Raw genomic sequence first — 15231 nt, forward strand, 5'->3', positions numbered from 1 at the left:
CGCAACGCGCGCGGCGGATTACTCAGCTGGTCGAAAGCGTACTGCGGACGCTTCCCGGCGTACACTGAACCATAACTCAGCGTTGTGCCGCAAGCTGGCGCGTCAGCCACGCATCCAGTTCGCTTTCCGGCAGCGGGCGCGCATAAAAGTAACCCTGCGCCTGATCGCAGCCGTACTCCGCCAGCGCGGCAACGGTGTCGACATTCTCTACGCCTTCAGCGAGTACGGTGTAATCCAGCTGTTTCAGCATGGTAATGATGCTGCGCGCGATAATCCGCGACGCGGTATCTGAGGCAATTTCGCTGATCAGCGCGCGATCAAGCTTGATCACATCCAGCGGCATCCGTCGCAGGTAGCCGATATTGCTGTAGCCGGTGCCAAAGTCATCCAGCGAGATGCCAAACCCACGCAGCTTCAGCATCTCCAGCCCCTGTAGCGCCGCGGGACTGTTAATAATCTGCTCGGTCTCCAGGCATTCAATGCCCAGCAGCGAGGTCGGCAGGCGGGCCTGCAGCATTTTCATTTCCAGCGCATCGGCAAAACCGGGATCTGAGAAGTCGCGACTGCTGATATTGATGGTCACCGGCAGCTGGAGGGGGCTGTGCTGCAGGCGTTTTAACCTGGCGATCGCCTTGTCGGTCACCCAGCTGGTTAAGGTGCTGAGCAGCTCGGTCTGTTCCGCCAGCGGGATAAACAGATCGGGAGCGAGTTCGCCGCGCTGCGGATGCCGCCAGCGCACCAGTGCCTCCAGTCCAATGGGCCGGCCACTGTTCAGGCAGATCTTCGGCTGGAACGCCAGCCACAGGCCCTGATCCTGTTGCAGTGCCGCAGCCAGATCGTTCATCAGCAGAAAGTCCTGAGTGCGGCGCTGATCGGCCACCAGGCTGAAGCTCATGGCGGGCACCCGGTTGCCAATCGCCTCATGCAGCGCACTTACCGCCCGGCGCAGCACTTCCTGCGCGCGAAATTCTGCTGGCGTGAAAATGACCTCGCCGGTAAAGCAGGTGAGGGCGACAGAGATACCCGCGCCCAAATCCGCGCTGATCCCTGACAGGTTTTCCGCCACCGATGCGGCGTTCAGCGGGCTGTTATCCATGGTGAGAATCGCAAAGCGCCCGGTGGCGACGGTATAAATGATGTCGTCCGCACCAGGCTGCAGGCGCAAAGGCAGTAACGTGGTGACGTGCTTCAGCAGGCTTTCCACCGGCCCCATGCCCATTGAGCGCGCCAGCTCGTAGGCGCGCGGCATATCAATGCAGTCTATCACGATCAGCCGCTGCGGCGTCCGGTCCCCGATGGAGGCCAGCCGCTGCAGGTCGCGAATCAGGCGCTGGCGGTTAGGCAGTGCCGTGACCGGATCGGTGAAGCCGGCGCAGTGCCACGCTTCGAGGAAGGACATCACCAGATCGGCCAGCAGCTGTAATACCTTCACCTGATCAGCGCTGAACGCGTGTGGCGCCACGTCCGTGACGCACAGCGTGCCCAGTACATAGCCATCGCGATGTCTGAGCGGCACACCGGCGTAAAAGCGGATAAAAGGGGCACCGATGATCAGCGGATGGCGGGCAAAACGCGCATCCAGCAGGGTGTCGGAGATAACTACCGCGCCGTCACTGTCCACGGCGTGGCGGCACAGCGAGTCGTCACGGGACGAGTGCTTCAACGCAAAATTGTGGGCGGCACAGATATACTGATGTTCATCATCCAGAACGGAGACAAAGCTACCTGGAATACCCAGTGCCTGACTGGTCAGCCGGACAAAGTTTTGTAATACGTCGTCACGGCTTTCGTCGCGACTGCGCAGCGCCTTCAATGCCCGTGCGCGGCGATCGTCGTCACCGTTGAAATTCATCAGCATAATTTCCTCCGCGCCGGCCTGGTTCCGGTGCGAAATTTAACAGCAAAAAGTACAGTATGCGGCCTGCAACACCCTGCCGCTGGCGTGGTTAATAAGCGTAAATATTATAATGGTCTTTCTCATGGTAGGCTTAACACCGGCATCTGTCATTTTTATTTTCTTTAACGAAATTTTTAAGCAGCGACGATTCTGATAATTTATCGTAATATTTTTATCAGTCTGATTGATAACAGGTTACGCGTCCTTACTGCTAACTCTAATTAAGTAGAAGGTGCAGGTATTAGACATTGCCAATGAAGACGTTATTAATTTCTGGCAGGGATGAGTCGGGTAATAATGCTGGTTTTTAGTGATTGATGAGCAAAATAATAGTATCGCTGCGTATTATTATCCTGATAAAAACGCACCTGCCGGTATATTTATTACCCCGGCTAATGTTATATAAGCATATTGTTCAGTCCGCTCTGTCACCGCAGACGTCAGATTTCCCCCTCAAATTATTCCCCGTTAATCAAACTCAGCAGGTGTAACACCGTTTTGGCCGGATGATTACGCCGCCAGGCAAAGGCAATGTCGGTGAACAGCGTATTGTTTTCAATGTCACGAAATACCAGCTGTGGATTATTGACGCAGCACAGCGAAGCCGGCACCAGCGCAATCCCGCAGCCTGCGCCCACCATGCCGAGCGAGGAGGTAATCTGCGGTGCCTGCTGAAAGCGGGTTGCATCAAAGCCGGCGCGCAGACAGGCACTGACGATTAATTCGTACAGGCTGGGCGCAACCTCGCGCGGGAAAATAATCAGTGATTCTTCGGCCAGCTGCGTTAGCGCAACACTTTGCTGCTGGCTGAGCGCATGGCTGGCTGGCAGCGCCACTTTCATCTCCTCCGTGGCGATCACTTTCAGGTTAAACGCCTTACTGCTCTCACACGGCAGACGAATGAACGCCGCATCCAGCAAACCTTCCCCTAAGTCCTGCATCAGCAGCGCCATGTTCTCTTCCCGGGTGATGAGCTCCATCGCCGGGTAGCGCGTTTTGAAGGCGCGAATCAGCTCAAACACCGGCGCGCCAAACGCCACCGAGCTGGCAAAACCCAGTGACATCTGGCCGCTCATGCCGCGCGCCACGCCGCGCGCCTTTTCCAGCGCCATATCGGCCAGCTGCACAATCGCTATCGCATCGGGCAGAAACGCGCGGCCCGCATCGGTCAGTTCCACGCCGCGCGTCAGGCGCTTCAGCAACGGCGTGCCGATCTCATGCTCCAGCCGCTGGATTTGCTGGCTGAGCGGCGGCTGCGACATGCCCAGCAACTCGGCAGCGCGGGTAAAGTGCTGCGTTTCAGCAACGGCAACGAAATAACGCAGGTGGCGAAGTTCCATATCAAAAACGTCTCGAAGTTGGCAGTTTTCACTATTGGATTCTGTGAGCTATGTAGCCCACCATGATATTAACACGGCTTAACTATCTGATTGTGAGGCAGCAAATGTGTAAATTTGTATCTGATTGTTCATGCGAAGATCAGCTAAAGGCATCCGTCACTCAACTGGGACAGCAATCACCAGAAAAGGTTATCTATCAGACCTCCCTGATGAGTGCGCTGCTCAACGGCGTCTATGACGGTTCTACCACCGTCGCGCAGCTGTTGCAGAAGGGCGATTTTGGCCTCGGCACGTTTAATCAGCTGGATGGTGAACTGGTGGCATTTGACCGGCAGGTTTATCAGCTGCGCGCCGATGGCAGCGCCAGCCCGGCACGGCCTGAACAACAAACCCCGTTCGCCGTGATGACCTTCTTTAAACCGGAACATCAGCACCGCTTTGCGCATACCGCCACGCGCGATGACGTCCATCAGGTGATTGATCGCATCATCACCTCCGATAACCATTTCTGCGCGCTGCGTTTGAGCGGTCGATTTGCCTCGGTACAGACGCGCACCGTGCCCTGCCAGTGCCGCCCGTATCGCTCGATGCCGGAAGTGCTGAGCAATCAGCCCACCTTTGATTTTCGCCAGCGTGACGGTGAGCTGATTGGATTCCGCACGCCGCAATATATGCAGGGGATTAACGTCGCCGGCTATCACGAGCACTTCATTACCGACGATCGTCAGGGCGGCGGGCATATCCTCGATTATGTGCTGGAGCAGGGCACGCTGACGTTTGGTGCCATCAGCAAGCTGGTGGTCGACCTGCCGCAGGATCGCGAGTTTTTACAGGCCGATCTTAATCCTCAGGATCTGGATGCCGCGATCCGTTCCGTCGAAAGTTAATCGCAGAGGTGATCATGAAACAGCTTAAAACCCAGACGCTGTGGAACAGTGGTGCAGACCTGGTTGTCGCTCAGCTGGAAGCGCAGGGCGTAAACCATATTTTTGGCATTCCCGGCGCCAAAATCGACAAGGTGTTTGATTCGCTGGTGGACTCTTCCATTCAGCTGATTCCGGTGCGTCATGAGGCTAACGCGGCGTTTATGGCTGCGGCAATGGGCCGCCTGACCGGCCACGCCGGCGTAGCGCTGGTGACTTCCGGGCCTGGCTGCTCAAACCTGGTGACCGGTATGGCTACCGCCACCAGCGAAGGCGATCCGGTGGTGGCGATCGGCGGGGCGGTTAAGCGCTCCGACAGTGCCAAACAGGTGCATCAAAGCATGGATACGGTGGCGATGTTTCGCCCGGTGACCAAATTTGCCGTAGAAGTCACTGATGCCTCGGCGCTCGCGGAGTGTGTATCGAACGCGTTTCGCCATGCCGAAAACGGGCGCGGCGGCGCATCGTTCCTCAGTCTGCCGCAGGACATTGTTGACCAGCCGGTGTCAGGCAGCCTGTTACAGCGTTCAGGACACATCACGCTGGGCGCTGCGCCCGACGCGCTGGTGAATGCCGTAAGCCGCGAGATTGCGCGGGCGAAAAATCCGGTGATTCTGCTGGGCCTGATGGCCAGCCAGCCGGAGAACAGCGCGGCGATTCATGAACTGCTGAGCAAAAGCCGTATTCCGGTGACCAGCACCTATCAGGCGGCGGGCGCGGTGCGGCAGGAGCACTTCTCACGCTTTGCCGGGCGGGTTGGCCTGTTTAACAATCAGGCCGGTGACCGCCTGCTCCAGCAGGCGGATTTGATTATCACCATTGGTTACAGCCCGGTCGAGTATGAACCGGCCATGTGGAACAGCAGCAATGCCTTGCTGGTGCACATCGACGTGCTGCCCGCCGAGACCGATAACCACTATCAACCCGACGCTGAGCTGGTAGGTGATATCGCCGGGACAGTGCGCAAAATCGCCGCGCAAATCGCGTCGCCGCTGCAGCTCAGCGACGCTGCCGCCACCATTCTGCAGGATCGGCAGCAACAGCGTCAGCTGCTGGCGATGCAGGGTGCCAGCCTCGATCAGTTCGCCCTGCATCCGCTGCGTATCGTCCGGGCGATGCAGGACATCATTAACAGTGACGTCAGTCTGACGGTCGACATGGGCAGTTTTCATATCTGGATTGCCCGTTACCTCTACAGCTTCCGGGCACGGCAAATCATGATTTCCAACGGGCAGCAAACCATGGGCGTGGCGCTGCCGTGGGCGATTGGCGCCTGGCTGGTCGATCCATCCCGTAAAGTGGTTTCGGTGTCGGGCGACGGCGGCTTTCTGCAATCCAGCATGGAGCTGGAAACCGCCGTTAGGTTAAAGGCCAATATTCTGCACATCATCTGGGTCGACAATGGCTATAACATGGTGGCGATTCAGGAAGAGAAGAAATACCAGCGCGTCTCCGGTGTGAACTTCGGGCCGGTGGATTTCAAAGCTTACGCGCAGGCGTTTGGTGCCGCTGGATTTTCGGTGAACAGCGCCGCTGAACTGGAACCCACGTTGCGGCGGGCGATGGAGGTGGAAGGACCGGCTGTGGTGGCCATCCCGGTAGATTACAGCGATAACCCGCTGTTGATGGGGCAGCTGCACCTCAGCCAGCTGCTTTAATCGGCTGTCACCTGAGCCAGTCCGGACCGGCCGTCAACGTCACGGCGGTCCGGAATAATGCGCTATTTAGCGCCAGGCTGGCCGGATGGGGTTAAAAGCTCTGCCAGTCCGCGTCCATGCCGTGCCCGGCGGCTACGGGTACAGCAGCCGGACGTTTCAGCGCGGAGACCGTTTTCGGGCGCTCAGCAGGTCGCGCGGACCCGGCCAGTGAAAACTGGTTCACCAGGCCGGACAGGGTTTGCGCCTGATCCTGCAATGACGCGGATGCGGCAGAGGCCTCCTCTACCAGCGCCGCATTCTGCTGCGTGACATCATCCATCTGATTAATCGCCAGGTGCACCTGCGAGATGCCGGTGTTTTGCTCTTCGGCTGCGGCAGCAATTTCGCTTACCAGGTCATTCACCTGACGGAACGCGGTTTTCAGTCCTGTCATGTTCTCTTCCACCGCTTCGGCCTGTACCGCACCCGATTCCACCAGGCTGTAGGAGGTATCAATCAGCTGTTTGATCTCCCTGGCCGCCTGGGTTGAACGCTGCGAGAGATTGCGCACTTCACCCGCAACCACCGCAAAGCCCTTGCCGTGTTCGCCGGCGCGCGCCGCTTCGACAGCAGCATTCAGTGCCAGAATATTGGTCTGGAAGGCAATGCCTTCGATCAGCGTGACAATTTCGGTGATTTTTTTCGAGCTGGAGCGGATCTCCGCCATGGTGTTGAGCATATTGCCCAGCGACACCGCGCTGGCGTCTGAAAGTTCTGTCGCGTTACCGGCCAGACGATTAGCCTGCCGGGTATTGTCGGCCGTCTGACGCACGGTTTCGCTCAGTTCCGCCATACTGGCCGCCGTCTGTTCCAGCGAGGCGGCCTGCTGTTCCGTCCGCGAGGAGAGATCTTCGTTGCCGGCGGCGATTTGTGCCGACGCCGAACTGACGGCGTGAGAAGCGGTACTGACCTGCGCCAGCGCGCTGCCAACCCGGTCAAGCAGCTGGTTAAAGGCGCGGGCCATATTGCCGACTTCGTCTTTTTTGCTGTCATCGGCGGTGACGCTCAGATCAAGGCTGCTGCCAACGTGATCCATCACCTGACCAATCGCTTTCAGACTCTGACGAATGCGCACCAGAGTTAACGCGGTGAGCGTACCCAGTAACAGCAGTGTCACCGCGACCCCGGCACTCAATCCCCAGAATGTGCGGTGATAAATCTCCTGGTTGACCACGCGCAAGCCGTCACCCAGCGACAAATTAAGCGCCATCTGCTGGCGATAATCATTTTTTAACTGGCTGATGGCGCCGCCAATACCACTTTCGGCTTCCAGCATGCCGAGCGTGACGTCATCCTGATGAGCGTGTGAAGCAGCCAGAAAGGCCGGCAACCGTGACTCAACCACGCGCAGCGTCGCCAGGCCTTTAATGGTCATCTGCTTATCTTCGTCGCTGGAGATATCATTGGCTAAATAATATTCTGCCAGCGTTTTAATGTCGGCCAGGCGCTGGGCGATCTCTTTCTCGACCGGCGGCATGCGCGCATTGTCAGTCTGGCTTTGATGTTTATACAGGGAGAGAGACAGTTTATTGCTGCGATCAATCAGTTCGGACAGATCGCGAATAGAGGGAATCGCATTGACCTGAACATATTCAAAGCGCTCCTGAAAACCGCCTAACAGTCGTACAGAAATAATGCCCGTCACCACCAGTGAAGCTGAGAGTAAAATGAAAGCCAGGGTAAGTCTTTGAGTAATATTCATCATATTGTTACCTGGTAAAAAGTTAAAAGGAATAAAGCGACAACCCACCGTACATCGGCAGGACCTCACAAAAGGTTATTTCAAAAATTATGAATAAATTAACTTTTCAGGATCATTAATTTTGAAGTAATTAAATAACTTTCAAAATGCGTGACGTATTATTTTGCGCTAATTACCTGCGCCTTACGGTGTGCTATCCACTCACGATACTGGGCCGGCGTCATCGCCATCACCTGATGGAAAGCTTTACGAAAGGCGGTATCTTCGCTGTAACCGCACTGCAAGGCGGTCTGACGCACGCTGACGTCGGTGCTGGCCAAAATGGTACAGGCCAGTTCAATGCGGATGCGTGTAATAAACTCTTTTGGCGTTTCCTGCGACAGGGCTTTCATTCTGCGCTGCAGGGTGCGCCCGGTAACGTTCAGTGCGGCTGCCAGTTGCGCGGCATTGATGGCGGGATTTTCCAGGCGGATGATCTCCTGCGCCCGCACCAGAAACGGCGTGCTGCTTTTCACCGTACCCGGCGAGCCGGGAAGGTGGGTGTGCAGCACAGGGTTATCGGCCAGCGACATCTCCCGGGTGAGATCCGCCACCGCCTTGCCGGCGCTTTTTTCAATGATATACAGGGCCAGCGATATCCACGAAAAACAGCCACCGCTGGTAATGACGCGATCGTCTTCCTCCAGCGTCTTGCCTTTCGCCAGTCGCGCCTGCGGATAGCGCGCCTGCAGCATATGGCTGACCCACCAGGTGGTGGTAAAGGAACGGTCATTCAGCAAACCCGCCTCGCCGAGGATCACGCCACCGGTGCCCGCAGCTGCCACCCAGACACCCTGCTGATAGAGTTTGTTAAACCAGCCGGCAGCCTGACGGATACTGTCAAGGTTGATAGGTTGCAGGTCGGGCCCCAGCAACATGCCGGGCGCAATCACCACATCAACCGCACCGGCCCCCTGAAATGAGCTGTCGATGTGAATCAGGCGGCCTTCCGTATCCCACACCGGGTCACCGTTGGCGCTGACAATCAGCGTTTCAAAAGCTTTATCGGGAAAGCGTGCGGCGTGCACGGGGGAAGAGGCAATCGCTTTGTTGGTTATCCAGAAAAGGTCGGTCATTCCGGCAACGGCGGACAGTACGCTGCCTTCCAGGGCGAGTATGGCGATACGCATAAGGGGTTTCCTGTGTTCAGATTGTCGTGATTTGCGTGAAAAATGTGACATTTTCCGCCGCTGAAGCTTTGTGGCCTCAATAGCGGACTCTTATTTTATCTGGCCCTGGCGGTTGTCATCGGAAAAGAAACCGGCAATAAGCGGATATCAGACCAGAAGGGAAGCGGAAAGGGCGCGTGGATGAAGCGATGGGATCGGGCAAACGAGAGGTGTGTGACAGACAACAGGGCGTGTAGCCAGCGCCACCATCATCGTGGCGCTGGTGCTGACGTTAGCTGAATCTTTCCGGGCGGAAGGTCGCCAGCATCGGGTGTTTAACGCCGGTGAGTATCTCCTGCGTCAATATCTCACCGAGGATCAACGCCAGCGTGGCGCCGGAATGGGTGAAGACAACAAAACAGCCGGGAACCTTCTGCAGCTCACCGACCACCGGTTCGCCATCACCAGGAATCGGCTTGAGGCCGATTTTCCAGCTGCTGGCTTTCAGCGGCGCGCCGTCAGCGATCAGGTTACCCGCTTCCGCCATCAGCTGGTTAATGACTGCGGTATCAATGCTGTACTGCCCGTCGGCCTGCGCGACGATGTGCTCTTCATACCAGTCATGATCGACGGCGATGGTGTTGCCGGGATTAGGCCGGACCGCCGCGCGCGGCGTATTCATTACCACCTGCAGCCGGTGATCGCCGGGCTGGCTGGTTACCAGCATTGAGACCGGGGAACCGTTGGGGATGTGCACGCCGAGCGGGGCAACCACTTCCGGCGTCCACGGGCCACACGCTACCAGTACGCGATCGGCCAGCAGCTCACCGCGCTTTTCGCTGCGAATGCCGCTGGCCCGGCCGTCTTTGGTGATCACGCTGGCTTTACCGGCGTGCTCAACGATCTCTCCGCCCAGCGCGCGCAATGCCTGAACCAGATGCTCAACCAGATGCGGCAGGCTGACCCAGCCTTCACCGGGGTTAGCAATCGCCACCTGACTCAGGCTGGCCGGATTCACCTGTGCATCGACATCACCGACCGTGGCGCGATTGATCAGCTTTGAGTCGTAGCCCTGCGCTTTTTCATAGTGATGACGCGCTTGGGTGCCCGCGTCATCGTCTGCGGCCCAGTAAATCGCGCCGTCGAAGCGCAGCCAGTCGAGCTGCGGATGGCGGGCAAACAGCGTGCGATAGCGGTCAATGCCCGCCATGCGCAGCGCATGGTAAGGCTGCGAACGCTCGCCCGCGGAGTTGAGCCAGGAGAGGGATCGGCCGGTGGCGCCGGAGCAGAGTGCCGCTTCCGTCACCAGCGTGACCTGCGCGCCCGCCTGCGCCAGCTGCCAGGCGGTTGAGACGCCGAGGATGCCGCCACCCAGCACAATGACGGTTTTTGCCACGGTTTTGTCAGACATCATTCATTCCTTCTGTTAAAAAAATGTTCGCCCTTCAGGCAATACGTACGCGATGCTGCCGATGGAGCTGCTCAATAAGCTGTAAAACGCCGAGCGCTTCACGCGCATCAACCGGCGGCGGCCCGCCATGTACCAGCGCGTTGGCTAACAGTTGATAGAAAGCGGGGTAGTGGCCACGTTCAATCGGCACCGTTGTGGTTGCCCCGACCGTGCCGGCCCGGGCAGCCTTTTCTGCCGGCGTGACGCCGTACTGGCTATCGCCGGGCGACATGCCCGCCGCCAGCTGCGGCTCCTGATTGTCCAGCCCCCAGTGGGTGAAAGCGCCTTTGCTGCCCAGCAGGTGAAAGCGCGGCGCATTCAGTGCCGCCTGGCCATTCATCCACAGCCGCGAGCGCACGCCGTTGTGGTGCAGCAATGAGACAAAACAGTCCTCGTCGCTGTCCGATTGCGGGCCGGAATGGCGCGCCAGCTCTGCCGTGGCATGGGCGACCGGGCCAAAGAGCTGGATGGCCTGATCAATCAGATGGCTGCCGAGATCCAGCAATAAACCACCGCCCTGTGCCAGCGTGACGCTGTCACGCCAGTTGCCGAATCCCTGCGGTCGCCACCACTCGAAACGCGACTCAAAACTCCTTACGGTGCCGAAGGCTTCCTGGTGCACCAGGCGCTGCAACGTCAGAAAGTCACCGTCCCAGCGTCGGTTATGAAACACGGTGAGCAAGGTATTGGCCTGCTGCGCGGCAGCGATCATCATTTCTGCCGCCTGCACGTCTGGTGCGAACGGTTTATCCACCACCAGATGGATCGCGCGCTGGCTGGCCTGTACAGCCTGCTCCGCGTGTTGCGCCGGCGGCGTGGCCAGCACGATGAGATCGATGCCGATCTCGCCGCCATCAATGGCCTTGAGCAGCGCTGGCCAGTCCGGCAGCACGCGCGCCTGAGGGTAACGTTGCTGCGCGGTCGCTACGCGTTGGGCATCGCCAGTGACGATAACGTCGAGACGATAGTCGGCGTTATGGGCAAGCAGCGGTGCATGAAACACGCTGCCGGCGACGCCAAAACCTACCAGCGCCGTGCGGATTGGGCCGCTAACCTGAAGATGTGTCATTACAGTACCTCCGACAGAAAACGCTGCAGACGCGCGGATTGCGGACGGTCAAAGATTTGTTCCGGCGTGCCGGCTTCTACGATTTCGCCTTCATCCATAAACACCACCTGGTCGGCCACGCGCCGGGCGAAGCCCATCTCATGGGTCACGACTACCATGGTCATGCCGCGCTGGCACAAATCGGCCATTAGCGTCAGAACGCCTTTCACCAGCTCAGGATCGAGTGCCGAGGTGGCTTCATCGAACAGCATCACTTCCGGCTCCATCGCCAGCGCGCGCGCTATTGCCACGCGCTGCTGCTGGCCACCGGAGAGATCGCGCGGCCGGTGATCGGCTCGCTGAGCAAGGCCCACTTCGGCCAGCCGCTGACGGGCAATCTCCAGCGCTTCGGCTTTCGGGCGGCCTTTCACTTTCCACGGTGCCAGCGCCACGTTTTCCAGCGCACTGTGATCGGGAAACAGGTTGAAATGCTGAAACACCATGCCAATTCTCAGCCGCAGTGCATCGGGCTTGTCCTTCAGGACAGAACGCCCGGCCAGTAAGACATCGCCGTTCTTCGGTTCATGCAGGCGATTTATGCCGCGCAGTAAGGTGGATTTTCCCGATCCCGAGGGACCGATGATGCAGGTGGTAGTGCCCGGTTCGATGCTCAGCGACACATTGCGCAGCACCTCAATCGGGCCGTACGCCAGCGTCAGATTGCGCAGCTCGAGGCTGGCGCCGTGAAATGCAGATGGCATGGCCATATTAGTGTCCTCGCTCGCTGGTAAGGGAGACCGCCGGGACCACGTTGCGCTTTTGCTGCACTTCATCGAGCTCCTTCAGGCCGCTTTGTGGCGCGGTGGCGCGGCGACGTCCGGTACGGTAGCGGACGTCGATATAGTTCACGGCGTGGGTGAGCGGCACGGTGATCACCAGATAGAACAGCCCGGCCAGCATCAGTGGTGACAGGTTGCCGCTCAGCACGGCGGCATCCTGGCCGACGCGGAACAGTTCACGCTGACCGGTCATCAGGCCCAGCAGATAAACCAGCGACGAGTCTTTGATGATTGCGATGAACTGATTGACTATCGCAGGCAACACGCGGCGGATGCCCTGCGGAATGATCACCAGGCGCATCGCCCGGCCATAGCTCATTCCCAGCGCCCGGCAGGCTTCCATCTGCCCCTGTTCCACGCTCTGGATACCGGAGCGGAAAATCTCGCCCATGTAAGCGCTGGCAATCAGGCTCAGGGCAAAAATGCCGAGCGGATACGGCGTCGGACCAAATAGCTGATAGCTGAAACGCGCCAGGCCCTGACCAATCAACAGAATGGTGAGGATGGAAGGCAAGCCGCGAAACAGATCGGTATACAGCCGCGCGGGCACGCGCAGCCAGCGCGAGGGCGAAATGCCCATCAACGCCAGTATCAGGCCGAATAACGTGCCCAGCACGGTGGCCGCCACGGAGATAATGATGGTGTTGACCAGTCCGGTTGCCAGCAGCTGTGGCAGGACGTCCATCATCGATGGAATATCAAAAAACGTACGGGAAAGAATAGTGATCAGATCCATAGCCGATTCTCGGTTGCGGGTGACGGACATGCGCCGTCACCGGATGCAGTCTCACGCATAACGATGCGCAGGGTTATTGGCCGCCGGGCAGATACTGTTGCGGCATTGGCGAACCCGGGAACCACTTCTGGTACAGCTGTTTCCAGGTCCCATCCTGCATTGCCGCTTTGATGGCTTTATCCAGCGCTGCTTTGAACTCGGGCTTGCCTTTGGCGATGGCGACACCCGCAGGCGCGTCAAATGAAGGGATGTTCGCCGCCGTGACCAGCTTAAAGCGGGTGGCATAATCTTTGGCGGCTTCGTAGTCGAGGAACATGGCATCCAGCGTGCCGTTATTCAGCGCGGACACCGCTGCGTTGTTATCGGGGAAACGCACCAGATCGGTCTGTTTGAAGTGCTGCAGCGCATAGTTCTCCTGCAGCGTGCCCTGAATCACCCCCAGCCGTTTATGCGCCAGGGTTTCAACGTTTTTCACCCCGGAATCGCTGCGGGTCAGCACCGTCAGATAGCCCGCAAGATAGCCGGTGGAGAAATCGACAGTTTTTTCGCGCAGCGGCGTGATGCCAATCGCGGCGACGCCGGCATCATACTGGCCATTTGCCACCGCCGGCAAAATGGCGGAGAAGTCCTGACCGATAAAATCCACCTGATTGATGCCCATGCGATGCGCCACATTTTTGAAGAATTCGACGTCAAAGCCGGTGAAGTTGCCGCTTTTATCGGTGAAGGTGTAGGGCTTCGCGTCGCCGAGGCTGGCAACGCGGAGATGACCGGGTTCGATCAAACCCCAGGGATTACTGTTGCTGGCGGCATGGGCGCTCCAGCTGGCGGAAACCAGCATTGCCGTGCCGAACAGGGCGGCGGTCAGGTGATTGAAACGTTTGTGCGATGTCATAAGGCTCTTCCGTCTGTGCAGGTGAAACTTCAGAGTTCGCCAAGCCGGTTTATTGTTATTGAGACCGGTCTCAACGCGGGGCAAAATGAAACCGGCTGTGGTTGTGAGACCGGTCTCATTCGGGTATACTGATATTAAGCACACGCTATCAGCAGCGTCAATTATGTTGTTATCAACTTGTGATTCGAAATAATTATGACCAATGAAAATGCTCGTTCACGCGGTCCGACCGTCGCCGACGTCGCCCGCGCCGCCAATGTTTCCAAAGCTCAGGCGGCACGCGCGCTGGGCGGGTATGGTTCCGTCAGTGAAGACGTGCAGACGCGGGTGAATCAGGCGGCTGAAGCGCTGGGATACCGACCGAACGAGCTGGCGCGCAGCATGAACACCGGCCGCTCCAATACCATCGGGGTGATTGTCGGCGACATCGAAAACCCGCACTTTGGCCTGGCGCTGCGCGGCATGGCGGACGTCGCGCGCCAGGCGGGCTTTCACCTGCTGCTGAGTAACAGCGATGAAACGCTGGACGAGGAACGGGAAGCCGTGCGCGTGATGCTGGATAAGCGCGTCGATGGCATCATCGTCGCGCCGTGCAGCTCATTGTTTGAGGATAACGAACATCTTCGCCAGGTGCTGGCAGAAGGGCGTTCATTAATGATGTTTGACCGGGCAGTGCAGGGGATGGAGGTGGAGACCATCCAGGCAAACTTTGTCGCAGTGGCAAAACAGGCGACGGAGCTGTTACTGGCGGCCGGGCATCAGCGAATTGCTTATCTCTCCAGCATGCGCAGCGCTGCAGCGTATTCGCCGGCAATCACGCTGGACCCCACGCCGGTGGCGCAACGTGTTAGCGGAATGATTGATGCCTACCGGGCCGCAGGTAAGGAACTGGATCCGGCGCTGATTCGGCTTAATGCACTCAGCGAAGCCATCATTGAGCAGATCCTGACTGAACTGCTGGCGCTCGCCGAACCACCCAGCGCGCTGATTGCCTCCGATAACCTGATTGCGATGGGCATCCTGCGCGGTCTGGCCAAACGCGGCCTGCGCGTACCCGAAGATATCTCTTTTGTGATGTACGACGATTTTCCCTGGACCGAGCTGATGTCACCGCCGCTGACCGTGGTCGCCCAGCCGGTATATGAAATGGGGCGCGAAGCCGCGCGCCGGTTGATTTGCCACATCCGCCAGCAATCCGCTGGCGCCTTACCCGCGTTTGACAGCTGGATGGTGGTGCGCGGCTCAGTGGGGGCAAACCCGTCGGCCCGGTGATACAATGTGCGGCGGCGGGTTTGTGCAATTTCTCCCTGCTTTTTTGGTCGCCATGAATGGCGCCCCTACGGAAAACCGCGCGGTTTTGTTTCTTCATACGCCTCAGAGAAACAGTAAATTGTGCGATGCCTCGCAGGGTGCGCATTCATGCACACCGGTAACACATTCAGTTGTGCGATATCTCGTAGGGTATAAATTCATGCGCACCGGAGAAACATTCAATTGTGCAATGCCTTGTAGGGTGCGCATTGATGCGCACCTGGATAATCCTGCATAGGCGTAAT

General features: G+C 58.3%; 12 protein-coding genes. 3 read left to right on the forward strand and 9 right to left on the reverse strand.

Annotated features, from left to right (window positions below; genetic code table 11):
• Positions 1–76: 76 nt before the first annotated feature.
• On the reverse strand, positions 77–1858 hold the full coding sequence (locus F3J36_RS06100) for a sensor domain-containing phosphodiesterase (RefSeq protein WP_166719200.1): 1782 nt from the start codon (positions 1856–1858) through the stop codon (positions 77–79).
• 497 nt (positions 1859–2355) lie between these two features.
• Positions 2356–3237, reverse strand: coding sequence for a LysR family transcriptional regulator (locus tag F3J36_RS06105; protein WP_166719201.1), 882 nt, complete (start codon positions 3235–3237; stop codon positions 2356–2358).
• A 104-nt stretch (positions 3238–3341) separates the two neighbouring features.
• Between F3J36_RS06105 and budA the strand changes: the two genes are divergently transcribed.
• Together budA and alsS are read left to right on the forward strand one after the other, a co-directional pair.
• Positions 3342–4124, forward strand: coding sequence for an acetolactate decarboxylase (gene budA, locus F3J36_RS06110; protein WP_166719202.1), 783 nt, complete (start codon positions 3342–3344; stop codon positions 4122–4124).
• A 14-nt stretch (positions 4125–4138) separates the two neighbouring features.
• Positions 4139–5818 (forward strand): acetolactate synthase AlsS, encoded by a 1680-nt coding sequence (alsS, locus tag F3J36_RS06115; RefSeq protein WP_058759171.1) that lies wholly within the window; start codon positions 4139–4141, stop codon positions 5816–5818.
• Between the two features lie 91 nt (positions 5819–5909).
• On the opposite strand, the gene F3J36_RS06120 is transcribed toward alsS, so the two are convergent.
• The 7 genes from F3J36_RS06120 to F3J36_RS06150 all read right to left on the reverse strand — a co-directional run bounded on the left by F3J36_RS06120 (position 5910) and on the right by F3J36_RS06150 (position 13675).
• Positions 5910–7559, reverse strand: a complete 1650-nt coding sequence (locus F3J36_RS06120) for a methyl-accepting chemotaxis protein (RefSeq protein ID WP_132464012.1) — start codon at positions 7557–7559, stop codon at positions 5910–5912.
• Between the two features lie 158 nt (positions 7560–7717).
• Positions 7718–8728: a GlxA family transcriptional regulator gene (locus F3J36_RS06125; RefSeq protein ID WP_166719203.1), complete on the reverse strand. Its 1011-nt coding sequence runs from the start codon at positions 8726–8728 to the stop codon at positions 7718–7720.
• Positions 8729–8999: 271 nt separating this feature from the next.
• Positions 9000–10118 (reverse strand): FAD-binding oxidoreductase, encoded by a 1119-nt coding sequence (locus F3J36_RS06130; RefSeq protein ID WP_166719480.1) that lies wholly within the window; start codon positions 10116–10118, stop codon positions 9000–9002.
• 34 nt (positions 10119–10152) lie between these two features.
• On the reverse strand, positions 10153–11226 hold the full coding sequence (locus F3J36_RS06135) for a Gfo/Idh/MocA family oxidoreductase (RefSeq protein WP_166719204.1): 1074 nt from the start codon (positions 11224–11226) through the stop codon (positions 10153–10155).
• Positions 11226–11972, reverse strand: coding sequence for an amino acid ABC transporter ATP-binding protein (locus tag F3J36_RS06140; RefSeq protein WP_021509433.1), 747 nt, complete (start codon positions 11970–11972; stop codon positions 11226–11228). Before F3J36_RS06140 ends, F3J36_RS06135 begins: the two co-directional genes overlap by 1 nt.
• Before the next feature lies 1 nt (position 11973).
• A complete protein-coding gene (locus F3J36_RS06145; RefSeq protein ID WP_021509434.1) occupies positions 11974–12780 on the reverse strand; it encodes an amino acid ABC transporter permease in 807 nt (268 codons plus the stop codon).
• Positions 12781–12853: 73 nt separating this feature from the next.
• Positions 12854–13675: an ABC transporter substrate-binding protein gene (locus F3J36_RS06150; protein WP_166719205.1), complete on the reverse strand. Its 822-nt coding sequence runs from the start codon at positions 13673–13675 to the stop codon at positions 12854–12856.
• A gap of 195 nt (positions 13676–13870) precedes the next feature.
• Between F3J36_RS06150 and F3J36_RS06155 the strand changes: the two genes are divergently transcribed.
• The gene (locus tag F3J36_RS06155; protein ID WP_166719206.1) at positions 13871–14947 is read left to right on the forward strand and encodes a LacI family DNA-binding transcriptional regulator; all 1077 of its coding nucleotides are present in this window, start codon (positions 13871–13873) and stop codon (positions 14945–14947) included.
• Positions 14948–15231: the final 284 nt, after the last annotated feature.

Origin of the sequence: Pantoea sp. Cy-640, assembly GCF_011752635.1 — a bacterium.
GTDB classification, from domain to species: domain Bacteria; phylum Pseudomonadota; class Gammaproteobacteria; order Enterobacterales; family Enterobacteriaceae; genus Pantoea; species Pantoea dispersa.